The organism is Gordonia sp. X0973 (assembly GCF_013348785.1).
GTDB lineage: Bacteria > Actinomycetota > Actinomycetes > Mycobacteriales > Mycobacteriaceae > Gordonia.
In genome coordinates, this window is record NZ_CP054691.1 from 1,707,204 (window position 1) to 1,731,642 (window position 24,439).

The window sequence follows — 24,439 nt, forward strand, 5'->3', positions numbered from 1 at the left end:
ACAGTACGGTCGTACTGTTACTAGCGGGGGTGCGACGCCGGGCTGGCTATTCGGCGCCTCCCCATTGTGTCGTACTCTGACGCGACACGGTGGCCCACCGGGAAACCCGGGGCCCTATGCGAGAGAATGTCCGATGACCGGTTCGTTCGTCGGCTGAAAGGCACAGCGTGAGTCCCGACCCCTCCTCCTTGGCACCGGCGATTCCCTACGGCGCGAGCGTGCCCACCGGGATCGACGTCGATGCGATCGTGCGCGACCTGAACGCCCAGGGCGTGTACGCGCCGGCCGCGCAGGTTCCCGCCCTCCAGGCCGTCGTGGCCGATGCGAAGGCGAAGGGCCACGACATCAAGATCGTCGTCCTCACCGACAAACTGCAGACCTTCACCCACTATCGGGACATCGCGCTCACCGTGCAGCCGAAGACCGGCGGCACGGTCATCGTGCTCGGCCCGGATTCGGTGGGCAGCTCCGGTCCGGAGTTCCCCCGTGTGGTCCAGGAGGAGGCGGCGCAGAACCTGACGCTGTCCGACCCGCCGGGCGCCGCGAAGCAGATGGTGGCCCAGCTGACCGCGCCCCAGACGAATTGGACGGTGGTCACGGTGGTGTTGACGCTCGTGGTCCTGTTGGGCGCGGTGGGCGCGCGACTGTTCTCCAAGCGCCGTGCGGCGGGCGCACACGCTCCCGGCGCGGTGGCGGCTCCGACGACGGAAGAGTCGGCGGCCGACGCCGGCGAGGCCGTGCGCGAGGGGCTCGATGACGGGCTCGACACCGCGACCTCGGCGGAAAAGGGCTGATCCGGCCCCCTTCCGAGGGCAATTCGATACCCGCGTAAACGCGTGGGGCGAATGTTGCAAAAGTGATACCTGGCGCTCAACCGCCGCCTTTGCCCAGTTCACGGCATCGCCGCAGGTAATCACAGGTTTGTAATTCAGTTTCCGGTGTTTCCCATGTTCACTGGTGTGACGTACGGTGCAAATGTCGCAGGTGTTACCGCTGTGACTGTTGATGTCCACCTCGCGAACTTGAGGAGTTACCGGCGTGAGGCGAACCCAGAAGACGAGCACGCACCGACCAGGCCGAATCACCGCGAAGCTCAGCGGTGGATTCCTGGTGGCGTCGGTGGCCCTGTCGACCCTGGTCGCCGCGACGGCCGGTGCCGCGCCGAACGACCAGAAGTCCGCGAAGATCTCCCAGCTGGTCAACGCGATCGCGGCCAGCGATCAGAGCATCGCCGACCTGGACGGCAACCTTGCCGGCAAGCGGGAGGGCGTCAACCGCGCACTCGTCGACTTCCAGAACTCGATCGTCGCGCAGCGCCTCGCCACGGTGGCGGCGCAGGGCGCGCGGAAGTCGCTCGACACCGCCAACCACCGGTTGGCCTCGGCGCAGAAATCCTTCAACGCCTACGCGGCGACCGCCTATAAGCACGGCCAGGCGGGGTCGATGCGCGACTACATCTCCTCCGACGACCCGCAGAAGGTGCTCGACCAGGTCGGCGTGATCGACCGGGTGACCGCCCAGCAGCGCGCCGTCATCGAGCAGCTCAAGATCGCCCGCAACCAGAAGGCCAACCGGGCCGCCGCGCTGGAGGCCTCCCGCGTGCAGGCCGCCTCGGCGGTGCGCAGCGCCGCGAGCCGACGCGCCGACGCCATCGCCGCGGTGAAGACCGCGCAGCAGGCGATGGTCACCGAGCAGAAGCGCAAGGTCGCGCTGCTGAACAAGCGCGCCCAGACCCAGAGCCAGCTCGACGCCCTGCGCGGGGTCAAGCGGACCGCCGCCGCGCCGGCCATCCCCGGCCTCCCGCCGATCACGGTCGACGGCCTCGACTCCAAGGCCGCCCTCGACGCGGCCGCCGCCGCGGCCAAGGTGGCCGCCGACCTGGCGCAGAAGGTGCTCGCCGGTGTCGTCGGCTCGCAGCAGATCCCGCAGTCGGCGCTGTTCGACGAGCTCGGGCTCTCCGGCAGCGATCTCACCAGCATGGGGAGCAACGGCTCTCTCTCGCGGCTCTCGAACGGCTCGTTGGGGGCGCTGTTCGGCAGCACCGGCAGCTTCAGCGGCGGCGGTGGCGGACAGGTGCGCCCCGGGCTCCGTGGCCCGCAGGCCGTGGAAGTGGTCGTGAACCGCGGGATGTCGCAGCTCAACCTGCCCTACGCGTGGGGCGGCGGAAACGCCAACGGTCCCACCAAGGGCATCCGCGACGGTGGTGTCGCCGACGCCCACGGCGACTACAACAAGGTCGGGTTCGACTGCTCCGGCCTGATGGTCTACGCCTTCGCCGGCATCGGCTACGACCTGCCGCACTACACCGGCTACCAGTACACCTCGGGTCCCCACGTCCCGCTCTCGCAGATGCAGCGCGGCGACATGATCTTCTACGGCGCCAACGCCAGCGAGCACGTCGCCCTCTACCTGGGCGACAACAAGATGCTGGAAGCCCCCCAGTCCGGCGATGTCGTCAAGGTTTCGCCGTTGCGGACCGGTGGCGCGATGCCGAACGTCGTCCGGCTCTGGTAGGAGTCGATCCGCCGATTGACGCGCGGGCCGTCGTTTATCGCCTATCGGAGTCCGCGCGGCTAGTCTGGTGCAGACCGTTCCACCCCATGCGCCCCGATCCGGTGATCGCGGCATGTACAACGACGACAGGAGTTGGGCTTTGACGTCGCAGCAGCCCGCCACCGGCCAGCAGTCCTCGGCCAAACTCAGCGAAGCCGATTCCAAGCTGCTCGAGAAGGCCGTCTTCGAGGTCAAGCGAGTAATCGTCGGCCAGGACCAACTCGTCGAGCGCATCCTCGTCGGCCTGCTGGCGCGCGGCCACATCCTCCTCGAGGGCGTCCCGGGCGTCGCCAAGACGCTGGCCGTCGAAACCTTCGCCACCGTCGTCGGCGGATCCTTCTCCCGCGTCCAGTTCACGCCCGACCTGGTGCCCACCGACCTGCTCGGCACGCGCATCTACCGCCAGGGCCGCGAGGAGTTCGACATCGAGCTCGGTCCGGTCGTCGCGAACTTCCTGCTCGCCGACGAGATCAACCGCGCCCCGGCCAAGGTCCAGTCTGCGCTGCTGGAGGTCATGGCCGAGCGCCAGGTCTCCATCGGCGGCAAGAGCTACCCGCTGCCCACCCCCTTCCTGGTGATGGCCACGCAGAACCCGATCGAGAACGAGGGCGTCTACCCGCTGCCCGAGGCGCAGCGCGACCGCTTCCTGTTCAAGGTCAACGTGGACTACCCGTCGGTGGAGGAGGAGCGCGAGATCGTCTACCGGATGGGCAACGTCCCGCCGACGGCGAGCCAGGTGCTCGATCCGGAGACGATGATCCGCCTGCAGGAGGCGTCGGCCAACGTCTTCGTCCACCACGCGCTCGTCGACTACGTGGTCCGGCTGATCAACGCGACCCGACGGCCCGCCGACCTGGGCATGACCGAGGTCGCCTCCTGGCTCGCGTACGGCGCCTCGCCGCGCGCCACCCTGGGCATCATCGCCGCGGCGCGCGCGCTGGCCCTGGTCCGCGGGCGCGACTACGTGGTGCCCAACGACATCGTCGAGGTCGCCCCGGACGTGCTGCGCCACCGCCTCGTCCTCACCTACGACGCGCTCGCCGATTCGGTCGACGCGGACGACGTGATCACCCGCGTCTTGCAGACCGTCGGCCTGCCGCAGGTCGTCGCGGCACAGGCGCCGGCCGGCGGGGCCGCGGCCCCGGGCCAGATCCCGGCGATCCCGAACCCGCAGCAGGCGCCGGCGCCGCAGGCGAGCCCGGTGTCGCCGACCGTTGCGCGGCATGGCGGCCAGTAGCGCCCCGCTGCCGTCCTTCGACGACGGTCTGCTCAAGGATCCGGCGCTGACCGCTGCGCTGCGCAACTTGGAGTTGACGGTTCGACGCAAGCTCGACGGTGTCCTCCAGGGCGAGCACCTCGGCCTGATCCCCGGTCCGGGCTCCGAGCCGGGGGAGGCGCGCCCCTACGAGCCGGGTGACGACATCCGACGCATGGAGTGGGCGGTGACCGCGCGCACCACGGTGCCGCACGTGCGGCAGATGATCGCCGACCGCGAGTTGGAGACCTGGCTGGTCGTCGACGTCTCCGGCAGCCTCGACTTCGGCACCACCGGGCACACCAAGCGCGATCTCGCCGTCGCGGCGGCGGCGGTGATCGTCCACCTGACCGCGGGCGGCGGCAACCGGATCGGGGCCATCATCGTGACCGGCGACGAGATCGTGCGCGTTCCGGCCCGCGGCGGCCGCGCACACGCGCAGACCCTGTTGAAGAAGATCGCCACCACGCACCGCAGCTCGCCGACCGTGCGCGGCGACCTGCGCGACGGGATCGAGGCGCTGCGCCGGCCGCAGCGCCGCCGCGGCCTGGCCGTGGTGATCAGCGACTTCCTCGGGCCCATCGACTGGGATCGGTCCCTGCGCGCCATCGGCGGCCACCACGAACTGCTCGGGATCGAGGTCCTCGACCCGCGCGACCTGGAGTTGCCCGCCATCGGCGACGTGCGACTGGCCGACGCCGAGTCGGGGGAGATCCACGACGTCGTGATCACCGAGCAGGTGCGCGCCGATTTCGCCGCCGCCGCCGCGGAGCACCAGGCGAAGGTCCACCGGACGATCCGCGCGTGCGGCGGCCCGGTGATGACGCTGCGCACCGACCGCGACTGGATCGCCGACACCGTTCGATTCATCTCGGGCCGCCGGCGCGGCCTGGCGGCAGGAGTCGGTTGATGCTCGCAAACCCCTGGTGGCTGCTCGCGCTACTCGTCGTCGCGGCCCTCGTCGGTCTCTACGTGTACATCCAGCGCAAACGCAACGCCCGCGCGATCCGGTTCGCGAATCTGGAGATCCTGCGCTCGGTGACCCCCAAGCGCACGGACCGCTACCGCCACGTGCCATTCGCGATCCTGACCGTCGCGCTGATCCTGCTGACCGTCGCGCTCGCCGGCCCGCAGGCCGATCGCAAGGTTCCGCGCAACAAGGCGACCGTCATGCTGGTGATCGACGTGTCGCGGTCGATGAACGCCACCGACGTGGCGCCGACGCGGATCAAGGCGGCGCAGGCCGCCGCGAAGAAATTCGCCGCCGAACTCACCAAGGGCGTCAACCTCGGTCTCATCTCCTTCGCCGGCACCCCGACGACGCTGGTCAGCCCCACCCCGGACCACACGGCCACGGTGAAGGCCGTCGACAAGCTCCAGCTCGACGACAAGACGGCCACCGGTGAGGGCATCTTCGCCGCGCTCGAACAGATCCGCACGCTGAACTCACTGCTCGGCGGGGACGAGGCGGCCCCGCCCGCCCATATCGTGCTGCTCTCCGACGGCAAGGAGACCGTTCCGGACAACCCCGACGACCCGCGCGGCGCGTTCACCGCGGCGCGCAAGGCCAAGGAGCGCAAGGTACCGATCTCCACGATCTCCTTCGGCACCCGCACCGGGGTCGTGGAGTTGGAGGGCGAGCGCATCCCGGTCCCCGTCGACGACGCCTCGCTGAAGAAGATCTCGCAGCTCGCGGCACCGGGCGGCCGCTTCTTCACCGCCTCGAGCCTGGAAGAACTCAACGCCGTCTACAAGTCGCTGCAGGAGCAGATCGGCTACGAGACGACCCGCGGCGACAACTCGCACCCGTGGGTGCTGGCCGGTACCGCGCTCGCGTTGCTGGCCGCGGCCGGGGCGCTGCTGCTCAACCAGCGGCTGCCCTGACCCGGCCTGTGCCCGACTGACCCCGACAGGATAGGTTTGCTACCCATGACTACGTCTCGCTCTGTATTGGTAACCGGCGGAAACCGGGGCATCGGCCTCGCCATTGCCCAGCGACTCGCGGCCGACGGGCACAAGGTCGCGGTCACCCACCGCGGCTCCGGTGTTCCCGAGGGGCTGTTCGGCGTCCAGTGCGACGTCACCGACACCGAATCGGTCAACCGCGCGGTCGCCGAGGTCGCCGAGCACCAGGGGCCGGTCGAGGTCGTGGTGGCCAACGCGGGCGTCACCGAGGACACCCTGCTGATGCGGATGGACGTCGACCAGTTCGAGCGCGTCATCAACGCCAACCTGACCGGGGCGTTCCGCGTCACCAAGGCGGTCACCCGCGACATGCTGAAGAACCGGTGGGGCCGGTTCATCTACCTCGGTTCGGTCGTCGGCCTGATGGGCACCCCGGGACAGGCCAACTACGCGTCGAGCAAGGCCGGCGTGATCGGTCTGGCCCGCTCGGTCACCCGCGAGCTGGGCAGCCGCAACATCACCGCCAACGTCGTCGCGCCCGGTCTGATCGACACGGACATGACCCGCGCGCTCCCCGAGGAGTACACCAAGACCGCCGTCGACCAGGCCATCCCCGCCAAGCGCATGGGCCAGCCGGAGGACGTCGCCGCGGTCGTCTCCTTCCTCGCCTCCGATGATTCGGCCTACGTCACCGGCAACGTGATCAACGTCGACGGCGGCCTGGGCATGGGCCACTAGGCCCGCCGGACCAGTCACCGCATCGCAGCAACCAACCACAAGGAGTCAGCCATGGGCATCCTCGACGGCAAGACCATCCTCGTCACCGGAATCATCACCGACGCCTCCATCGCCTTCTCGACCGCCAAGGTCGCGCAGGAGCAGGGCGCCAAGGTGATCATCACCGGTATCCCCGAGCGCCTGCGCCTGATCGACCGCATCGCCAAGCGCCTGCCGCAGGAGGTGCCGCCGGCGATCCCGCTCGACGTCACCGACGAGGAGTCGCTCGGCGAGCTGGCCGACAAGGTCCGCGAATTGGCGCCGGAGGGTATCGACGGCCTGGTGCACTCGATCGCCTTCGCGCCCCGCACGCTGATGGGCCCGGATTCGCTGCCCTTCCTCGAGGGCCCCGGCCCGGATGTCTCGAAAGCCTTCGAGATCTCCGCGTGGAGCTATGCCTCGCTCGCCCGCGCTGCACTGCCCGTCATGAACGAGGGCGGCTCGATCGTCGGCATGGACTTCGACCCCCGCACCGCGATGCCGGACTACAACTGGATGGGCGTGGCCAAGGCGGCGCTGGAGTCGGTGAACCGCTACGTCGCCCGCGAGGTCGGCTACGCCAAGCGCATCCGCTCGAACCTCGTCGCCGCCGGCCCGATCAAGACGCTCGCCGCCAAGGCCATCTCGGGCACCGCGACTGACGACGCGAAGAAGCTGAACATGCTCAACGAGTACTGGAACGGCGCGTCGCCGATCGGCTGGAACGTCGACGACCCGGGCGTCGTCGGCACGAGCGTGTGCGCGCTGCTCTCGGACTTCCTGCCCGGGACCACCGGTTCGATCATCTACGTCGACGGCGGGGCCAGCCACAACACCTGGTTCCCGGAGGACATGATCGCCGGCAAGTGAGCAGCCGTCCCGCGGACGGGCCGTTCACGGCCGTCCTCTTCCTCTCCTTCGGCGGGCCCGAGCGCGCCGAGGACGTCCTGCCGTTCCTGGAGAACGTGACCCGGGGTCGAGGCGTGCCGCGCGAGCGGCTCGAAGAGGTCGCGCAGCACTACTACCACTTCGGCGGGGCATCGCCGATCAACGCGCTCAACCGCGACATGATCGACTCCCTGCGCGCGGCCCTCGCGCGCCGGGGACGCGAGCTGCCGATCTATTTCGGCAACCGCAACTGGGAACCGTATGTCGAGGACGCCGTCGAGCAGATGTACCGCGACGGCCACCGTCGGATCCTGGTGTTCACGACATCGGCCTGGGGCGGCTACTCGGGCTCCAACCAGTACCACGAGGACATCGCCCGATCCGTCGCGGCGCTGAGTGAGCGCGTACCGGGCAGTGCGGACGACCCCGTCGTGCTGCGAAAGCTGCCGCACTACTGGTCCGAACCGGCCTTCCTCGACGCCCAGGCCGACGCGGTGCGGCGGGCCCGTGCCGCGCTGCCCGATCCCGATGGCCCGATGCGCCTGGTCTTCACCGCCCATTCCATCCCGGTTCGCGCCGACCGGGCCGTGGGCGACGGGCTGTACTCGCGGCAGGTCGCGCAGGCGTGCGAGGCCGTCGCGCAGCGGCTCGCGGCCAATGAGATCACCGAATACGACCAGGTCTGGCAGTCCCGATCCGGGCCGCCCGAGGTGCCGTGGCTCGATCCGGACATCGCCGATCACCTGGAGGAATTGGTGACGCGGGGGATCGGGCAGGTGGTCGTCGCGCCGATCGGATTCGTCTCCGATCATCTGGAAGTGGTCTGGGACCTCGACAACGAGGTCGCCGAACTCACCGCGAAGCTCGGTCTGGGGTATTCGCGCGCCGACACCGTCGGGACCGATCCGCGGTTCATCGAGATGGCGGCCGACATCGTCGACCGATACGCCGATGGCAGCGGCGACCTGGCGGCCCCCGGCTGCGGCGACAACGGTGCGGGTGACTGAGCCGCCGACCTGAGGGCGCTAGCGGTCACCGCCGGTTCGGTCGGTGCAGTAGGAGAACTCCGCCATGACCCGGTTGACGGCTGCCGCCAGGGCAGCGCGCGCCGCCGCCGTGACCTCGCTCAAGCTCTGATCGGATCCGGCGGCCTGTGTGCTCGACAGTCCGAACTGCACGCGCCGTGCCGACGCCAACGTCACGGTGGCCAGCACCTGGGCGGCCAGATCGGCGACCTCGGCGGCCCGCGCGTCGGCGCCCGGCGGCAGCACCGGTCGGTACTGGAACACCTTCTTCGCGAGGTCGGCGCGGAGGGTGTCGCCGTCCCCGTCCGACATCGAGGAGACCCGCGACAGCACCGAGGTCGCGGCGGCGACGACCTCGCGCAGCGACTGCCGGGCCTCGCCCATTCCCGTCGTCGACGACGCCGATAGCGACGCGGCCGCGGCGAAGGCGACCCACCGGTGGGCGCGATCGGGATCTCGATCGCCGACGATCACGAGTTCGCCGGTCTCGGTCTCGACGACGAGCGCCTCACCGGCCGCCAGCCCCGCACGCGCCGCCGGACCCGGCGGCAGGCCGTCCGGATCGCCGGGCGCGGGAAGGCGAAGAGACCAGGAGCGGGCCGACCGGGCGATCTCCAGCCAACCGATCTGGGCACCCGTCTCGTCGTCGACGATTCCCGGTGGCATGTCGAGCGCGGCCAACTCGTCGAGCAGGTCGTCACCGGCGCATCGCCCGGCGCCCAGCGCGGCCGCCCAGGGGCCGACGGTGGCCAGCGGATAGGCCGGAGCGGGGTCGTTCAGATGATCGGTGCTGGTCATGACTCCGACGAGCCTAGTCCCTTACCGTGAGGGGATGACTGTCGCGGAGGCGCTGCCCGGCCTACTCGTGGTGATGGCGCTGTTCGGCGGCATCCCGTTCGTCACGGCCATCATCGTCGTCTACCTGGTGCATTCGGCGGAGAGGCGGTCATCGGCCGTCGTCGCCAGGCGCGGTTTGGGATCGTGGGCGCTGGCCGTCCTGGCGATCCTTGCCGGCGTCGGCCTCTGGTTCGCGTGGCTGAGTTGGGGTTCCTACTACGCCCGGCCGTGTGGCCACGTGGAAGGTCCGTACCGCCCTTGGCAGGTGATCGGGTGCGCGCTGAGTGTGGGCGCCGCGGTCGCGGCGCTGGGATGGAGTGCGCGCTGGCGGAGGTCCGGTCCGATCGTCGTCGCGACCGGTGTGCTGGCGGGGTTTTCCACGACCTGGGCCGTCGACGCCGTCCGGTCGGACGGAACCGGGCTGTGGGGGGTGGGCTATCTGCTCCTGGTGGTCGGCGGAGGTGCCGCACTGGGTGGTGTCGCGTTGGCGGTGATCGGGGTGCGCGCGGCGCTCGCCAAGAAGTCGGCTCGGCCGGTCTACGCTGAGCCATCGTGAGAGACGATCGATACGGGCGGGACGTCCTGGCGGCGCCGCGGCGGCGCGGGCCGCAGGTGCCGGTGATCCCGGCCGAGAAGGGCCTGGTCGTCGAAGACGCCGCCAGCGGATACTGCGGCGCGGTCGTCGGCTTCGAGAAGTCCTACGACGGTTTGTTCGTGCGCCTGGAGGACCGCCACGGCGGTACGCGGATCTTCGCGATGCGGCCGTCGGCCTTTCTGATCGACGGCAAGACCGTCACGCTGGAGCGCCCGAAGCCGGCGGCCACGGCGTCGGCGGCGCGCACGGCATCCGGTTCCCGCAAGGCCCCGGTCGCCCGGGCACGGGTCGCCCGCGCCAGTCGGCTCTTCGTCGAAGGCGTCCACGACGCCACCCTCGTCGAACGGGTCTGGGGCGACGACCTGCGCGCCGAAGGCGTCGTCGTGGAGAGCCTCGACGGCCTCGACAACCTCGCCGCGGCTTTGACCGAGTTCGAGCCGGGTTCGCGCCGACGCGCGGGGATTCTTGTGGACCATCTCGTCGCGGGCTCCAAGGAGCAGCGGCTCACCGGGTCCCTCGGCGAGAACGTCCTCGTCTGCGGGCATCCCTACATCGACGTGTGGGAGGCGGTGAAGCCCGCGTCGGTGGGCATCGCCGGATGGCCGAGGATCCCGCGCGGCACCGACTGGAAGACCGGCGTGTGTGCCGAGCTGGGCTGGGGCTCGCCGTCGGACGGATGGCGCAAGGTGCTTTCCGGGGTGCGCGACTTCCGCGACATCGAGGTGCCGCTGTTGCGGGCGGTGGAGGAACTGATCGACTTCGTCGCGGCGCCCGAATAGCCCGGGTCGCTCAGGACTCGTCGACGGCTGGCTCGGCGATCGGCTCCACGGGCGCCTTGGCGTCGAGTAGCAGGCCGGCGATCCCGAGTGCGAAGAAGAAGACCGTCGACGCGATGAGCCACGGGTTGGGACCGCTGACCAGCGATTTGCCCAGAAGGACCACCGCGGCGGTGCCGGGGAAGACCCCGATCAGCGTGGCCAGCGTATACGGCCAGAAGCGGACCGCGGACAAGGCGGAACAGTAGTTGGCCAGGGAGAACGGGCAGGCCGCGATGAAGCGCAGCGAGCCGACGGCGAGCCAGCCGCGTCGGGCCAGGCGCGCCTCGATGGCCCGCACCACCGGTTGCTTCAGATAGGGCTGCACCTTCTCGCGGCCGATGACGCGGATCGCGATGAAAGAGGCGACGGCCGCGAACATGGTGGCGGCCATCGCGCCGACGAGCCCGACCCACGCGGTGAACAGGATGCCCGACGAGAAGGTGAACGCCGAGCGGGGGACGGGGAACATGGTGATGATCGCGTAGCAGGCGAAGAAGACGATGGGGAAGGCCGGGCCGAGGCCGCTGCGCCACTTCTCGATGCCCTCGACGATCCCTTTGGTGGGGACCAGATAGGAGGTCACCATGATGACCGCGATGACCACGCCAACGACGACCAGGCGGCGGATCACGGTGCCGCGGATGTCGGCCTCGATCAGTTCCTCGCCGACATGCGGGTGCTCCCCGGCCTGCTTGCTCACCTGCGCGACTCTACTGGTTCGCGGCACGACCGGTGGCCGCGCAGGCCCGCCCGGAGCCATCGGCTATCGTCCTTAGCACAATATGAAAAGGAAGTGACATGTCTCTCGCATCCGCCTACGAGCAGTGGTCGGAGTCGGCGGCGGCGGTGCTCGCCAAGTCCCGCCGAGTCGACGTCGCAGACCTCCCCGGCACCCCCACGGAGCTGCTCTCCACCCCGGTCCCCGGCGGGCTGACGGTGCGCCCCCTCTACACCCGCCTCGACGAGACGCGCGAACCCGGCCTGCCCGGTGAGTTCCCCTTCGTCCGCGGCGCCGACCGGGCGCGCGACGTCGTACTCGGCTGGCGGGTGACCGAGCGTTTCGGCGACGACGACACGGCTCCCGCGACGGTGAACGAACAGATCCTCGACGCATGCGGGAACGGGACGAGTGGACTGTGGCTGCGCATCGGCGAGGGGATCGCCGTCGACGGCCTGGCCGCCGTGCTGGACGGCGTCTACCTGGACCTCCTCCCGGTGACCGTCGACGCGGGCACGGCGGGGATCGCCGCGGGCAACGAGTTCCTGCGGATCCTCGACGCCGCCCCGGCTCCGCCGGTGGAGGCCCCCGTGACGGTGGCGACCGCCCACTCGCTCGGACTCTCGCCGCTGACCGCCGCGTTCTCCGGCCGGCCCACCGTCGACGAGGCGCAGGCGACCGCACTCGCGGTCGAGGTCGCCGGCGGTGCGCATGCCGACCGGGTGCGGGCGTTCCGCGTGGACGGGCTCGACTTCTCCGGCGGCGGTGCCGACCCGGTGACCGAACTGGGCCTGGCGGTCGCCGTCGGCGTCGCCCATGTGCGCGACCTCGTCGACGCCGGGCTCACCGCCGCGCAGGCGTTGCGGCAGATCACCTTCGCGCTCAGCGTGACCGACGAGCAGTTCGGCGCGATCGCCAAGCTGCGCGCACTGCGCCTGATGTGGTCGCGCGTCGCCGAGGTACTCGGCGTCCCGGATGCGGGCGCCGCGGTCACCCACGCGGTCACCGATCTGGCGATGTTCTCGCAGCGCGACCCATGGGTGAACATGCTGCGCAGCACGGTCGCCGCCTTCGGGGCCGGGGTCGGCGGCGCCGACCAGGTCACCGTGCACCGGTTCGACGCTGCCATTCCCGGCGACGAGCGGTCCGCCAATCCGGCGTTCGCGCGACGCATCGCGCGCAACACGCAGCTGCTCCTGTTGGAGGAGTCCAACATCGGTCGCGTGCTCGACCCCGGTGGCGGGTCCTGGTATATCGAATCGCTCACCGACGACCTCGCCGACGCGGCCTGGGCCGTCTTCGCCGACGTCGAGGAGCGCGGCGGATTCCGGGCCGCCCTGGCCGACGGCTCCGCCGCGCGGCGGGTGTCCGAGGCGCTCGCCGACCGCGATGCCGCGGTGGCGAAGCGCACGGCGCCGATCACCGGTGTGAGCGAGTTCCCGAACTTGGCAGAACCGGCCCTGCGCCCGGACTCCGCGGCGGTGGCCGACCTACCCGGAGCGGCACCGAACCTGGCGCGGGTGGCCCGCGGTTTCGAAGCGCTGCGCGACCGTGCCGACGCCGCGGCGGCGGGCACGCGGCCGAGCGCGCTGCTGATCCCGCTCGGTCCCATCGCCGAGCACAACGGCCGCACGACCTTCATCGCCAACCTGCTCGCCGCCGGCGGCATCGAGGCGATCAACCCCGGACCCGTCGAATCCGCCGGCATCGCCGCCCTGGTGGCCGAGCACTCGCCGCGGGTGGCGGTGCTCTGCGGCACCAAGGGGCGCTACGCCGAGGAAGGGCCCGCTGCTTTGGCCGCGGCCCGGGCGGCCGGCATCGCACACGTCTACCTGGCCGGCCCGGCCAAGGAGTGGCCGGAGCCCGATTCGCCGCCGGACGGATCGCTGGCCGTCGGCATCGACGCGGTGTCCACCCTGACCGGCCTGCTGGACCTCATCGGCGGCCAGGCGGCGAACGGAGCACAGGCATGAGCGAGAAGAAGACCGTCCCCTCCTTCGGCGGCGTCCCGCTGCGCACGGAGTCGCCCGAGCCCCCGGTCACCGTCGCGCATGCGACCGAACGGATCGAGGCCGCGGCCAAGACCCACGGCTACAGCGCCGAGCAGGTCGTGTGGCAGACACCCGAACAGATCGACGTCAAGCCGATCTACACGCGGGCCGACCGGGACGCCGTCGCGCCCGACTACCCGTTGGACACCGTTCCCGGAGCGACCCCGTTCATCCGCGGCCCGTACCCGACGATGTACGTCAACCAGCCGTGGACCATCCGTCAGTACGCCGGCTTCTCGACCGCGGCCGAGTCGAACGCCTTCTACCGCCGCAACCTGGCCGCCGGCCAGAAGGGGTTGTCGGTGGCCTTCGACCTGGCGACGCACCGCGGCTACGACTCCGATCACCCGCGCGTCGCCGGTGACGTCGGGATGGCCGGCGTGGCCATCGATTCGATCCTGGACATGCGCCAACTGTTCGACGGCATCGACCTGGGCAACGTCTCGGTGTCGATGACGATGAACGGCGCCGTGCTGCCGATCCTGGCGCTCTACGTGGTCGCGGCCGAGGAGCAGGGGGTGCCGCCGGAGAAGCTGGCCGGCACCATCCAGAACGACATCCTCAAAGAATTCATGGTCCGGAACACCTACATCTACCCGCCGGACCCGTCGATGCGGATCATCTCCGACATCTTCGGCTACACCAGCGCGAAGATGCCCAAGTTCAACTCCATCTCCATCTCCGGCTACCACATCCAGGAGGCCGGGGCGACCGCCGACCTCGAGCTGGCCTACACGCTGGCCGACGGGGTGGAGTACATCCGCGCCGGCCTCGCCGCCGGATTGGACATCGACAAGTTCGCGCCGCGCCTCTCCTTCTTCTGGGGCATCGGGATGAACTTCTTCATGGAGGTCGCCAAACTGCGCGCGGCGCGACTGATCTGGAGCGAACTCGTCGGCCAGTTCAATCCGCGCAGCGCCAAGTCGCTGTCGCTGCGCACCCACTCGCAGACGTCGGGATGGTCGTTGACGGCGCAGGACGTCTACAACAACGTGGCGCGCACCTGCATCGAGGCGATGGCGGCGACACAGGGCCACACCCAGTCGCTGCACACCAACGCACTCGACGAGGCGCTCGCCCTGCCCACCGACTTCTCCGCGCGCATCGCCCGCAACACGCAGCTGCTGTTGCAGCAGGAGTCGGGGACCACCCGTCCGATCGATCCCTGGGCCGGTTCCAACTACGTCGAGTGGCTCACCGCGCAACTCGCCGACCGGGCCCGCGCCCACATCCGCGAGGTCGAGGAGGCCGGCGGCATGGCGAAGGCGATCAACGAGGGGCTGCCCAAGCTGCGGATCGAGGAGTCGGCGGCCCGCACCCAGGCCCGCATCGACTCGGGTCACCAGCCGGTCATCGGGGTCAACAAGTACCGCGTCACCGACGACGAACCGATCGAGGTCCTCAAGGTCGAGAACTCGAAGGTCCGCGCGGAGCAGATCGCGAAGCTGGAGAAGCTGCGCGCCGAGCGGGATTCCGACGAGGTGCGGGCCGCGCTGGACGCGTTGACGCATGCCGCCGGGCAGCCGGGCGGGTCGATGGACACCAACCTGATGGCGCTGGCCATCGACGCGGCCCGGCACGGTGCGACGGGCGGCGAGATCTCCGACGCGATGGAGAAGGTGTTCGGGCGCCACCAGGCGGAGATCCGTACCATCAGCGGTGTGTATCGCCACGAGGCGGGGGAGTCGGGCAACATCGACGCCGCGACGGAACTGGTCGAGCAATTCGCCAAGGCCGAGGGTCGGCGTCCGCGTGTGCTGGTCGCCAAGATGGGCCAGGACGGCCACGACCGCGGGCAGAAGGTGATCGCGACCGCGTTCGCCGATCTCGGCTTCGACGTCGACGTCGGCCCGCTGTTCTCCACGCCGGAGGAGGTGGCTGCGCAGGCCGCCGACAACGACGTGCACGTCGTCGGCGTCTCCTCGCTGGCGGCCGGCCATCTCACCCTGGTGCCGGCGCTGCGCGACGCGCTCGCCGCCGTCGGGCGTTCCGACATCATGATCGTCGTGGGCGGCGTCATCCCGCCGGGTGATTTCCAGGAGCTCTACGACGCGGGTGCGGCGGCGATCTTCCCGCCGGGCACCGTCATCGCCGATTCGGCGGTGGAGCTGATCACGAAACTCGCCGACAACCTGGGCCTGCACCTGTCGGCCGCGGGGAAGTAGTGGTCGCCGGTTCGTCGCGCACCGATCCGGAGCTCCTCGGGGCCGGTGTGCTGGCCGGACGTCGCGCCGATTTGGCGCGGGCGATCACCCTCGTCGAGTCGACCAACCCCGACCACCGGTCGAAGGCACAGGAACTGCTGCTGGCGATGACGCCGCACGCCGGGAACTCGTTCCGCGTCGGCATCACCGGCGTACCCGGCGTCGGGAAGTCGACGACGATCGAAGCGTTGGGGATGTACCTCATCGAGCAGGGCCACCGTGTGGCCGTGCTAGCCGTCGACCCGTCGTCGACCCGCACCGGCGGATCGATACTGGGCGACAAGACCCGGATGGGCCGCCTCGCCGCCCACCCGGACGCCTATATCCGGCCGTCGCCGACGGCGGGCACCCTCGGCGGGGTCGCCAAGGCGACGCGGGAGACGATCGTGCTCGTCGAGGCGGCCGGGTATGACGTGGTGCTCGTGGAGACCGTCGGTGTCGGCCAGTCGGAGGTCACCGTCGCCAACATGGTCGACACCTTCACCTTCCTCACCCTGGCCCGCACCGGCGACTCGCTGCAGGGCATCAAGAAGGGGGTCCTCGAGCTCGCCGACGTCATCGTCGTCAACAAGGCCGACGGCAAGCACGTCACCGAGGCGCGGGCCGCGGCCCGCGAGCTGCGCGGAGCACTGAGCCTGATCTACCCCCACGACGCCTTCTGGACGCCTCCGGTGCTCACCATGAGCGCGTTGGAGAACAGTGGTGTCGACGACTACTGGGCCGCGGTGCAGCGGCATCGGCAGACGATGGTGGACGACGGCAGATTCGACGCGCATCGCAACCGCCAGCAAGTCGACTGGATGTGGACGATGGTGCACGACGAATTGCTCGCCCGTCTGGCGGGCAATCCGTCGGTCGGCGCGGTCCGATCAGACGTCGAGTCCCGGATCGGCGCCGGCGACCTCACCCCGGCGCTGGGAGCGGCGGAGATCCTGGCCGCCTTCGGCCGGCGCGCGGACTGAGTGAATGGCATGATGAACCGACAGTGGCTCATCTAACTCGACACCTGAGCTAAGGCCCCTGGCCCCGATCATCTTCTGACGCTGGTCACGGATAGTATGAGCAGCACTATGCCAGCACAAGCTTGGGTTACTCTGATCGTGGGTCTCGTCGCAGTTGTGGGTGTCGTTGCCACGCTCATCCAGCGCAATCGCGCCGACAATCGGCGAGAATGGTGGATGAGATTTCAATGGGCGATGGAGTCGACGTATAGCGGCGACGAGGGACGTCGACGTGACGGCTGGCGTATTCTCAGAACCCTGGTCGTATCGAATATCGCCACGAAATCGGAGGAGGATCTGATTTTGGAGCTTGCAGGTGAGGTGTTGAACGTGAGCCAGGGGACAGCACAGTCGGCGTCACGCCTAGGGCAGGGGGCTAACAGTGAGTAAACTGGCCCGGAGCAGGCCGACTCGGAGCCGAGCGCGCGGGGAATCGCTAGGGGAACGTGTAGAAGCCGCTGCAACCATCGCGGCAATCTATGAGAAACGTGGCCAGAAGGTGCCCGAAGCGATTGAGGCAATTCTTTCTGTTCCCGAAACAGCGTTGGATTCGGATCGGATCGCCAAGGAAGATGAACTGGCTATCGCTGATGAGGTTCGGAACGCGATTGAAGAGGCCAATCAGAAGGCCGAACTCAAAGCGGCTGAGCGTGCGCTAAAGGCGGCGAACATTGCTGAGGCGTTCATGAATGGAGCCCATGTCACGGTCTACTCGTCGCGAGTTAGCGTCAACTCGCACGCCACACTGGCGAAGCTGGACCGAGACAAGATCCAATACGAAGAGGTCAGCATCGAGGATGACGCAGACGCTCGCGACTACGTGATGGCGCTCGGGTACTTTCATACCCCTGTCGTGGTTGTCGGCGATCACCACTGGGCGGGATTTCAGCCTGACTATCTTGATGCCTTGTCGCTGCCGAACGCCCAAAAGGACCGGCCCGGTATCGCGTAGGGCTCTTCTGGCCAGTTGACCTGACGTACCCAGATCGCCGGCCCGGTATGGGTCAGTCGGCCAGGTGCTGAGCCAGGCGGGCCAGAGCTTCCACCAACCCGTCGAGCATGGCCTCGGTGTCCGCCTCGGTGACGACCAGGGCGTTGGGCGGACCGGTCATCCAGCGGCGGTCGGCGACGGTCATCGCCCTGGTGTGCGTGCCCGCCAATTCCACCGCGACCCGGGCCGGCACCGCGGTGACCGACTCGGGCGCCAACGCGACCATCGCCGCGAACGGATCGTGCAGGTAGGCCAGATAGCCCTCGTCCTGGGCGTCGTGGAACTCGAAGTAGAAGCGCAGCGCATCGGCGAGGTGATCGGTCAACACCCCGGCGGCGTCATCCCGCAGTTGTGCCAGATGCCGCGGCGTGAACCTCATCTGCTCGGTGATGTTCAGCCCGCACACCAACGGATCCGGTGCGTCGGGGCGGTCGAAGGCGGCGAAGACCTCCGCCGCCGCCTCCGGGTCGACGACCATGTTCCACTCGGCCACCGGCGTCGTGTTGCCCGCGACGCCGAAGGCGCCGCCCATGATCACCAGGCGCCGCATCCGGGTCGGTAGGTCGAGGTCGGCGCGGATCGCCAGCGCCAGGTTGGTCAGCGGGCCGATGGCGAGGCCGACGAGCGTGCCGGGGTGTCGTCGCCCGGCGTCGATCCAGGCCCGGGCGGCGTCGACCGGGGAGGCCGCGCGGGAGGCGGGCGGCAGTTCCGCGTAGCCGACGCCGCGCGGACCGTGGGTGTCCTCGGCCGTCCGCAGCGGCGCCGAGACGGGGCCGGGCGCGCCGCGGTGGACCGGCACGTCGTCGCGGCCGCACAGCTCGAGCCAGGCGAGGTTGTTGGCGACCACCACATCGGTGGGCACGTTGCCCGCGGTCGACGCGATGGCGACGAGGTCCACGTCGGTGCGGCCGAGCAGATACAGCAGCGCGAGAGAGTCGTCGATGCCGGTGTCGCAGTCGAGCAGTAGCGGGATGCCCACGCCTGCGACCCTAGTGCGCGGTGCGGCCGCGGACCCGTGCGGATGCCGTAAGTATCCGGCCGACCGGGCAACGAGAAATCCCCGACCGGTTTCGGTCGGGGATTCGCGTGTCCGAGGGGGGACTTGAACCCCCACGCCCGTTAATAGGGCACTAGCACCTCAAGCTAGCGCGTCTGCCATTCCGCCACTCGGACTTGGTGCGCGATAACACTAACCGAGGACGCGGCGATTACCCAAATTCGCATAATGGTGGGGTGACTGCTACCCGAGCGACAGACGAAGTCGTCGGCCTCATCGCCGATCTGATCCGCTTCGACACCTCCAACACGGGGGAGCCGGACACCACGAAAGGCGAGGCGGAGTGCGCGAGATGGGTGGCTTCGCAGCTGGCGGAGGCGGGGTATGAGACGACCTATGTCGAGTCCGGTCGGCCCGGTCGCGGCAACGTCTTCGCCCGGCTTGCCGGCGACCCGGCCAATTCCGCGGGGGCGCTGCTGGTGCACAGCCACCTCGACGTCGTGCCCGCCGAAGCGGCCGACTGGTCGGTCCACCCGTTCTCCGGCGCCATCGCCGACGGGTACATCTGGGGCCGTGGCGCCGTCGACATGAAGGATATGGCCGGGATGACGCTGGCCCTGGCACGCCAATTCGCCCGCGAGGGCACCGTGCCGCCGCGCGATCTCGTCTTCGCCTTCCTCGCCGACGAGGAGGCGGGCGGGACGTGGGGATCGCACTGGTTGGTGGAGAACCGACCCGACCTCTTCGACGGCGTCACCGAGGCCGTCGGCGAAGTCGGCGGGTTCTCGCTGACCGTCGACCGGCCGGACGGGACGACCCGGCGGCTGTACCTGGTGGAGACCGCTGAGAAGGGGGTGTCGTGGATGCGGTTGCGCGCCACCGGCACCGCCGGACACGGTTCGATGCTGCACGAGGACAACGCGGTCACCGAACTCGCCGCGACGGTGGCGCGGATCGGCGCGCATCGCTTCCCGCTGGTGCTGACCGACGCGGTGACCGAATTCCTCGCGGCCGCGGCGCAGGAGACGGGCCTGGACCTCGGCGTCGACACCCCGGATCTGGAGACCGCGCTGTTCAAACTCGGCGGTCTCGCCCGCATCATCGGTGCGACACTGCGCGACACCGCCAACCCGACGATGCTGAACGCCGGGTACAAGGCCAACGTGATCCCGCAGACGGCCGAGGCGGTCATCGACTGCCGGGTCCTGCCCGGCCGCCAGGCGGCCTTCGAGGCGGAGATCGACGGTCTCCTCGGCCCGAACGTCACCCGGGAGTGGATCACCCGGCTGGACCCGTACGAGACGACTTTCGACGGCCACCTCGTCGACGCGATGAACGCCGCGATCCTGGCGCACGATCCCAACGGCCGGACGGTTCCGTACATGCTGTCCGGGGCGACCGATGCGAAGGCCTTCGCGAAGCTGGGCATCCGGTGCTTCGGCTTCTCCCCGTTGCAACTGCCGCCGGAACTCGACTTCGCGGCGCTGTTCCACGGGGTTGACGAACGGGTGCCGGTGGACTCAGTGTTGTTCGGTACCAAGGTTTTCGAGCATTTCCTATTGCACAGCGCACCGACCGAGAGGTGAATGATCACAGTGACGAACCGAACCTACGACCCGTATGCCGCCCTCCCGCAGCTGCCCGGGTTCTCCCTCACCTCGACCGATCTCGCCGACGGCGCGCCCTTGGCCCAGCCGCAGGTCAGCGGGATCTTCGGGGCCGGCGGGACCGACACGTCGCCGCAGTTGAGCTGGTCGGGATTCCCGGAGAAGACGCGCAGCTTCGCGGTCACCGTCTACGACCCGGACGCGCCGACCGTGTCGGGCTTCTGGCACTGGGCAGTGGCCGACATCCCCGCCTCGGTGACCTCGCTGGCCGCCGACGCCGGAAACGGCGAGGCGGGGTCGTTGCCCGACGGTGCGCTGACACTGACGAACGACGCCTCGCTCAAGCGCTTCCTGGGGGCCGCGCCGCCGGCCGGACACGGCCCGCACCGCTACTTCGTCGCCGTCCACGCGGTCGACGTCGAATCGCTGGGGCTGCCGGCCGACGCCACCCCGGCCTTCCTCAACTTCAACCTGTTCGGGCACGCCATCGCACGGGCGATCATCGTCGGCACCTACGAACAGCACTGACGCGTCGTCAGCGCTCCTGTCGGACGCCCGCGCCGACGGCGTCGGCGATCGTCGCGAAACCGGCTCCGCGGACCCGCGCGGCCAGCCCGGCGTGGATCGCCTCGGCGTAGGTCGGACCGGCGTAGATGAATCCGGTGTAGCCCTGCAGCAGGGTCGCACCGGCCAGGATGCGCTCCCAGGCGTCCTCGACGTCGTCGATACCGCCGACGCTGATCAACACGAGGCGGTCACCGGCACGGGCGTAGAGGCGGCGCAGCACCGCCACTGACCGTTCGCGCAGCGGGGCACCGGACAGTCCGCCCGCACCCGCGGCCTCGACATCGGCGGCAGGGGAGGCCAGTCCCTCCCGGGAGATGGTCGTGTTCGTCGCGACGATCCCGGCCAGGCCCGCCTCGACGGCCAGATCGGCGACGGCGTCGATGTCGTCGTCGGCGAGGTCGGGGGCGATCTTCACCAGCACCGGGCGGTCGGTGGCCGCGCGCACGGCGGCCAGGATGGGCCCCAGCTGTTCGACAGCCTGCAGGTCGCGCAGCCCCGGCGTGTTGGGGGAGCTGACGTTCACCACCACGAAGTCGGCCAGCGGCCCCAACGAGGACGCGCCGTGGGTGTAATCGGCGGCGGCATCCGCCAATTCCACAACCTTCGTCTTGCCGATGTTGGCGCCGATCGGCACCGGGCAGGCGGTGCGCCGTCGACGGGAACGCCCCAGCCGGCGCGCGGCGTCGTCGGCACCGGGGTTGTTGAAGCCCATCCGGTTGACCAGCGCGTGATCGGCGGGCAGGCGGAACAGACGCGGCTTCGGATTGCCGGGTTGGGCCTGGCCGGTGATAGTGCCGACCTCGGCGTAACCGAAGCCCAGCGCACCCCACGAGCGGACCGCCGACGCGTCCTTGTCGAACCCGGCGGCCAATCCGAGCGGCGCGTCGAACCTGGTCCCGAACACCTCCTGGCGCAGGATCGGATCGTCGCTGTGCAGCGCCCGCGCGACGAGGCGACCCACCCCGGGCACCGCGCCGACGAGCCGGATGACCCGGGAGGCGAGGCCGTGGACCGTCTCCGGCGACAGCCGGAACATCAACCACAGCAGCGGGGGATACAACACCGCGTTGAGTGCGGCGACCGTCCGCGAACGTTGTGCCGCGACCGGGACCGGGCTCTCGAGGCTGCCGCCGAGCCGGGCGTCGGCGACCCCCATCGCGGCCAAGACCTTCTCCGGGTGCCGCGTCGAGACCAACCAGTAGGGGGTCGGGTCGTCGGGATCGTCGAGGACCAGCAGCACCATGGAGTGGACCCAGCTGTGATGGACGAGGTAGGCGGCTGGATCGAGTTGGCGGCCCATCGCGGCGCTGCGGGCGCTGGGCGGAACCGTCAGGCCGCGGCCGACGATCGACCGGGGCAGGCGCGCCCGGCCGGCGAGCAGTTCGCCGTCGGCCGTGACGCGCACGCGGTGGCGGCCGACGGAGACGAGGACCGCGGCCAGCAACACGCCGATGACCAGGTAGGCCCACCAACTCCAGGAGGCGCGGTGCGCACCCAGGCGGATCTCGTAGCCGAGTACGGCGGTGAGCACCGCGGCGGCCAACCACCACCACAGCGGCACCGACAGCCGTTCGTCGTATCGGTCGGTCTGGGCGTCACTAGTCACGGCGCTCAGCGTAGTCTGCGGTGGTGTCCGACCGAACTCCGTCACCGTCGTCCAGTGATCCATTGCGCATTCGGCGCCTCGACAAAGATCTGCCGCTCCCGCTGCGTGCGCATCCCGGGGACGCCGGGATCGACCTCTACAGCACGACCGACGCCGAGCTGGCCCCCGGGCGCCGCCAACTGGTCGGAACGGGGATCGCGATCGCCTTGCCGATCGGGACGGTCGGGTTGGTCCACCCCCGTTCGGGGCTGGCCGCGCGCGCCGGGCTGTCTATCGTCAACACGCCGGGAACGATCGACGCGGGCTATCGGGGGGAGATCAAGGTCTGTTTGATTAATCTCGATACCGAGGAACCCGTCGTCATCAAGCGTGGCGACCGGATCGCCCAGTTGGTGATCCAGCGCGTCGAGCTGCCCGAACTCGAAGAGGTCGAGGAACTCGACGACACCAGCCGCGGCGCCGGGGGATACGGGTCCAGCGGCGGCCACGCGGCGTTGTAGGCCGCGGGGAGAAAGGGAGCGAACATGGCGGGCATGGCGAGGGTCGGCGAAGCGGCCGGGCCGTATGACATCGGCGACTTGGCGACGACCGCGGAGGAATTGGCCAATTCGCATCTCGACCTGGGATCGGTGCTGGTGCCCGTCGTCGAGGGCGGGCAGGTCAGTGTCGAGATGTCCGTCGACCACCAGCCCGAGGCCGTCTACCTGATGACGCCGGTCGGCCGGGTGTCGGTGGCGGCGTACGCGGCGCCGAAGTCCCCGGGCCAGTGGCGCGAGGTCGTCGGCGAGCTGGCCGAGTCGCTGCGCGCGGAGGGTGCGCAGGCGCGTACCGAGGACGGCCATTGGGGGCGGGAGATCGTCGCCGAGGTGCCCGGCGACGAATGCCATCGCTTCATCGGCGTCGACGGCCCCAGGTGGATGGTCCGCTGCGTGGCCAGCGGTCCGCCGCAAGCCGCCGACCAGCTCGCCCAGCTCGCCCGCGCCGTTCTCGCCGAGTCCGTGGTGCGCCGCGGCGGCGAGCCGTACCCGCCGCGCGAGCCGTTGCCGCTGATCCTGCCCGACGTGCTGGCACAGCAGGTGCGGATGGCCCAACAGCAGATGGTCGACGACGGTCAGCTCGCCCTCGACGACCTGCCGCCCGACTTCGCCGACCACCCGCCGGCGCAGCCGGGATACGACGAACAGGGATTCGCGCCCGGTGCTCCTGGCGGCGACCCATTCGTCGACGCGCAGACCGAGCCGACCGGATCGGTACCGCCCGAACCCGGACACGTGTCGCCGGGGACCGCGATGCAGCAGCTGCGCGACCTGCGTTAGCCGACCGGGCCCCGCTCACACACCTGGGCCCACGCCCGGGCCGCCAGGCGCCCGAGGAGCGCCGGATCGGCGCCCCAGGCGTCGAGGGTCGTGCGGCCCACCGCCGACCGGGGCGCGGCCGCGGCCCACGCCAACCCGACATCGGCGGGATGGATCGGGTCATCCGTGGAGACGACGACGGCCAGCGGGACCCGCAGCGTGGCCAACTGTGGCGCGGTGGGCCCGGTGAGTGCCGCCGCGGCGCGCAGTTGGCCGATCAGCCCCGGGTACAGCTCGCGCCACGAGCGGGAGAGTTCGTCGGCCAACCATTTCGGACTGCCGGCCGCCATCGCCGTGACGGTGGCATCCAGTCCGTCCCGCTCGAGGGCGTCGGCGGTCGCGGTTGCCGACGCGGCGGCCGGGCTGGCCTCGGGCGGTCCCGACCACGGCGGCAGTGCGGCCCACACACCCGCGCAGCGGTCCGGACCGGCTGCGACCGCCCACTTGGCCGCGATACTCGCGCCGATCGACACCCCGCCGAGGAGGATCGGCTCGCCGACGGCGTCCGCGGCGAGACGGTCGAGTACGCGCAGGTAGCCGCCGACGAGATCCTCCTCGGGCTGCAGCGCCACCAGTGGTCGGCCGAGTTCCGCGGCGGCCGGACCGAATGCGCGACGGGCGTAGTCGGCGTCGGACCCGGTGCCGGGCATCACGACTATCGGGGCGGGCATGACTAGATCTTGCCGCAGGGTTACGCTGGGCTGGAAACG

At 70.0% G+C, this 24,439-nt stretch carries 23 protein-coding genes, 1 tRNA gene and 1 pseudogene; 18 read left to right on the forward strand and 7 right to left on the reverse strand.

The features are described 5' to 3' along the window. Positions 1-167 precede the first annotated feature (167 nt). The 8 genes from HUN08_RS08370 (at position 168) to HUN08_RS08405 (ending at position 8,364) form a co-directional block, all read left to right on the forward strand. Positions 168-794, forward strand: a complete 627-nt coding sequence (locus HUN08_RS08370) for a DUF6676 family protein (protein WP_174900901.1) — start codon at positions 168-170, stop codon at positions 792-794. Between the two features lie 244 nt (positions 795-1,038). Then, the gene (locus tag HUN08_RS08375; protein WP_367649944.1) at positions 1,039-2,514 is read left to right on the forward strand and encodes an NlpC/P60 family protein; all 1,476 of its coding nucleotides are present in this window, start codon (positions 1,039-1,041) and stop codon (positions 2,512-2,514) included. A gap of 139 nt (positions 2,515-2,653) precedes the next feature. After that, complete coding sequence (locus tag HUN08_RS08380) at positions 2,654-3,790, forward strand: MoxR family ATPase (RefSeq protein WP_301546947.1); 1,137 nt, start codon at positions 2,654-2,656, stop codon at positions 3,788-3,790. Then, the gene (locus HUN08_RS08385) at positions 3,777-4,718 is read left to right on the forward strand and encodes a DUF58 domain-containing protein (protein WP_124246284.1); all 942 of its coding nucleotides are present in this window, start codon (positions 3,777-3,779) and stop codon (positions 4,716-4,718) included. The genes HUN08_RS08380 and HUN08_RS08385 overlap by 14 nt, the downstream gene beginning before the upstream one ends. Next, positions 4,718-5,692 carry a VWA domain-containing protein gene (locus tag HUN08_RS08390; RefSeq protein ID WP_124246285.1) on the forward strand — a complete coding sequence of 325 codons (975 nt, stop codon included), beginning with the start codon at positions 4,718-4,720 and terminating at the stop codon, positions 5,690-5,692. The genes HUN08_RS08385 and HUN08_RS08390 overlap by 1 nt, the downstream gene beginning before the upstream one ends. A 45-nt stretch (positions 5,693-5,737) precedes the next feature. Continuing rightward, on the forward strand, positions 5,738-6,451 hold the full coding sequence (gene fabG1, locus HUN08_RS08395) for a 3-oxoacyl-ACP reductase FabG1 (RefSeq protein ID WP_124246286.1): 714 nt from the start codon (positions 5,738-5,740) through the stop codon (positions 6,449-6,451). A 51-nt stretch (positions 6,452-6,502) separates the two neighbouring features. After that, on the forward strand, positions 6,503-7,339 hold the full coding sequence (gene inhA / locus HUN08_RS08400; RefSeq protein WP_124246287.1) for an NADH-dependent enoyl-ACP reductase InhA: 837 nt from the start codon (positions 6,503-6,505) through the stop codon (positions 7,337-7,339). Further along, on the forward strand, positions 7,336-8,364 hold the full coding sequence (locus tag HUN08_RS08405) for a ferrochelatase (RefSeq protein ID WP_124246288.1): 1,029 nt from the start codon (positions 7,336-7,338) through the stop codon (positions 8,362-8,364). Before inhA ends, HUN08_RS08405 begins: the two co-directional genes overlap by 4 nt. An 18-nt stretch (positions 8,365-8,382) precedes the next feature. On the opposite strand, the gene HUN08_RS08410 is transcribed toward HUN08_RS08405, so the two are convergent. Then, positions 8,383-9,180, reverse strand: a complete 798-nt coding sequence (locus HUN08_RS08410) for a hypothetical protein (RefSeq protein ID WP_124246289.1) — start codon at positions 9,178-9,180, stop codon at positions 8,383-8,385. Between the two features lie 34 nt (positions 9,181-9,214). Between HUN08_RS08410 and HUN08_RS08415 the strand changes: the two genes are divergently transcribed. Both HUN08_RS08415 and HUN08_RS08420 read left to right on the forward strand, forming a co-directional pair. Beyond that, positions 9,215-9,775 carry a hypothetical protein gene (locus tag HUN08_RS08415; RefSeq protein WP_124246290.1) on the forward strand — a complete coding sequence of 187 codons (561 nt, stop codon included), beginning with the start codon at positions 9,215-9,217 and terminating at the stop codon, positions 9,773-9,775. Further along, positions 9,772-10,593, forward strand: a complete 822-nt coding sequence (locus tag HUN08_RS08420; protein ID WP_124246291.1) for a DUF3097 family protein — start codon at positions 9,772-9,774, stop codon at positions 10,591-10,593. The genes HUN08_RS08415 and HUN08_RS08420 overlap by 4 nt, the downstream gene beginning before the upstream one ends. A 10-nt stretch (positions 10,594-10,603) precedes the next feature. Here the strand turns inward: HUN08_RS08420 and HUN08_RS08425 are convergent, their stop codons facing one another. After that, complete coding sequence (locus tag HUN08_RS08425) at positions 10,604-11,332, reverse strand: TVP38/TMEM64 family protein (RefSeq protein WP_124246292.1); 729 nt, start codon at positions 11,330-11,332, stop codon at positions 10,604-10,606. A gap of 98 nt (positions 11,333-11,430) precedes the next feature. Between HUN08_RS08425 and HUN08_RS08430 the strand changes: the two genes are divergently transcribed. From HUN08_RS08430 to HUN08_RS18540, 4 genes are all read left to right on the forward strand, one after another. Beyond that, positions 11,431-13,323 carry a methylmalonyl-CoA mutase family protein gene (locus HUN08_RS08430; protein WP_124246293.1) on the forward strand — a complete coding sequence of 631 codons (1,893 nt, stop codon included), beginning with the start codon at positions 11,431-11,433 and terminating at the stop codon, positions 13,321-13,323. Further along, positions 13,320-15,566 carry a methylmalonyl-CoA mutase gene (gene scpA / locus HUN08_RS08435; RefSeq protein ID WP_124246294.1) on the forward strand — a complete coding sequence of 749 codons (2,247 nt, stop codon included), beginning with the start codon at positions 13,320-13,322 and terminating at the stop codon, positions 15,564-15,566. Before HUN08_RS08430 ends, scpA begins: the two co-directional genes overlap by 4 nt. Further along, positions 15,566-16,567, forward strand: a complete 1,002-nt coding sequence (meaB, locus tag HUN08_RS08440) for a methylmalonyl Co-A mutase-associated GTPase MeaB (RefSeq protein WP_124246295.1) — start codon at positions 15,566-15,568, stop codon at positions 16,565-16,567. Before scpA ends, meaB begins: the two co-directional genes overlap by 1 nt. A 538-nt stretch (positions 16,568-17,105) precedes the next feature. Then, the gene (locus HUN08_RS18540; protein WP_367649945.1) at positions 17,106-17,558 is read left to right on the forward strand and encodes a glutaredoxin domain-containing protein; all 453 of its coding nucleotides are present in this window, start codon (positions 17,106-17,108) and stop codon (positions 17,556-17,558) included. 52 nt (positions 17,559-17,610) lie between these two features. Here the strand turns inward: HUN08_RS18540 and HUN08_RS08450 are convergent, their stop codons facing one another. Both HUN08_RS08450 and HUN08_RS08455 read right to left on the reverse strand, forming a co-directional pair. Continuing rightward, the gene (locus tag HUN08_RS08450) at positions 17,611-18,576 is read right to left on the reverse strand and encodes a nucleoside hydrolase (protein ID WP_124246296.1); all 966 of its coding nucleotides are present in this window, start codon (positions 18,574-18,576) and stop codon (positions 17,611-17,613) included. Between the two features lie 108 nt (positions 18,577-18,684). After that, a tRNA-Leu gene (locus HUN08_RS08455) sits at positions 18,685-18,770 on the reverse strand. A 60-nt stretch (positions 18,771-18,830) separates the two neighbouring features. Here HUN08_RS08455 and HUN08_RS08460 point away from each other — a divergent pair. Both HUN08_RS08460 and HUN08_RS08465 read left to right on the forward strand, forming a co-directional pair. Further along, positions 18,831-20,180, forward strand: coding sequence for a M20/M25/M40 family metallo-hydrolase (locus tag HUN08_RS08460; RefSeq protein WP_124246297.1), 1,350 nt, complete (start codon positions 18,831-18,833; stop codon positions 20,178-20,180). 9 nt (positions 20,181-20,189) lie between these two features. Further along, on the forward strand, positions 20,190-20,729 hold the full coding sequence (locus HUN08_RS08465) for a YbhB/YbcL family Raf kinase inhibitor-like protein (protein WP_301546948.1): 540 nt from the start codon (positions 20,190-20,192) through the stop codon (positions 20,727-20,729). Between the two features lie 7 nt (positions 20,730-20,736). Here HUN08_RS08465 and HUN08_RS08470 read toward each other — a convergent pair whose 3' ends face one another. After that, entirely contained in the window at positions 20,737-21,828 is a 1,092-nt protein-coding gene (locus tag HUN08_RS08470) for a quinone-dependent dihydroorotate dehydrogenase (protein WP_301546981.1), read from the reverse strand. Positions 21,829-21,933: 105 nt separating this feature from the next. Then, positions 21,934-22,437, reverse strand: a pseudogene (locus HUN08_RS08475) (DUF3093 domain-containing protein); the annotation flags it as partial. Between HUN08_RS08475 and dut the strand changes: the two are divergent. Together dut and HUN08_RS08485 are read left to right on the forward strand one after the other, a co-directional pair. Continuing rightward, positions 22,398-22,874: a dUTP diphosphatase gene (gene dut, locus HUN08_RS08480; protein ID WP_124246300.1), complete on the forward strand. Its 477-nt coding sequence runs from the start codon at positions 22,398-22,400 to the stop codon at positions 22,872-22,874. The pseudogene HUN08_RS08475 and the gene dut overlap by 40 nt on opposite strands. 24 nt (positions 22,875-22,898) lie before the next feature. Beyond that, the gene (locus HUN08_RS08485; RefSeq protein WP_124246301.1) at positions 22,899-23,690 is read left to right on the forward strand and encodes a DUF3710 domain-containing protein; all 792 of its coding nucleotides are present in this window, start codon (positions 22,899-22,901) and stop codon (positions 23,688-23,690) included. Here HUN08_RS08485 and HUN08_RS08490 read toward each other — a convergent pair. Then, a complete protein-coding gene (locus HUN08_RS08490) occupies positions 23,687-24,400 on the reverse strand; it encodes an alpha/beta hydrolase (protein WP_301546949.1) in 714 nt (237 codons plus the stop codon). The genes HUN08_RS08485 and HUN08_RS08490 overlap by 4 nt on opposite strands. Between the last annotated feature and the right edge of the window lie 39 nt (positions 24,401-24,439).

What these genes read in the sequence shown, in the direction of transcription:
- HUN08_RS08385 (WP_124246284.1), top strand. Translation starts at nt 3,777, where the DNA reads ATGGCGGCCAGTAGCGCCCCGCTGCCGTCCTTCGACGACGGTCTGCTC.
- HUN08_RS08390 (WP_124246285.1), top strand. Translation starts at nt 4,718, where the DNA reads ATGCTCGCAAACCCCTGGTGGCTGCTCGCGCTACTCGTCGTCGCGGCC.
- fabG1 (WP_124246286.1), top strand. Translation starts at nt 5,738, where the DNA reads ATGACTACGTCTCGCTCTGTATTGGTAACCGGCGGAAACCGGGGCATC.
- inhA (WP_124246287.1), top strand. Translation starts at nt 6,503, where the DNA reads ATGGGCATCCTCGACGGCAAGACCATCCTCGTCACCGGAATCATCACC.
- HUN08_RS08410 (WP_124246289.1), bottom strand. Translation starts at nt 9,180, where the DNA reads ATGACCAGCACCGATCATCTGAACGACCCCGCTCCGGCCTATCCGCTG.
- HUN08_RS08415 (WP_124246290.1), top strand. Translation starts at nt 9,215, where the DNA reads ATGACTGTCGCGGAGGCGCTGCCCGGCCTACTCGTGGTGATGGCGCTG.
- HUN08_RS08430 (WP_124246293.1), top strand. Translation starts at nt 11,431, where the DNA reads ATGTCTCTCGCATCCGCCTACGAGCAGTGGTCGGAGTCGGCGGCGGCG.
- scpA (WP_124246294.1), top strand. Translation starts at nt 13,320, where the DNA reads ATGAGCGAGAAGAAGACCGTCCCCTCCTTCGGCGGCGTCCCGCTGCGC.
- HUN08_RS08485 (WP_124246301.1), top strand. Translation starts at nt 22,899, where the DNA reads ATGGCGGGCATGGCGAGGGTCGGCGAAGCGGCCGGGCCGTATGACATC.
- HUN08_RS08490 (WP_301546949.1), bottom strand. Translation starts at nt 24,400, where the DNA reads ATGCCCGCCCCGATAGTCGTGATGCCCGGCACCGGGTCCGACGCCGAC.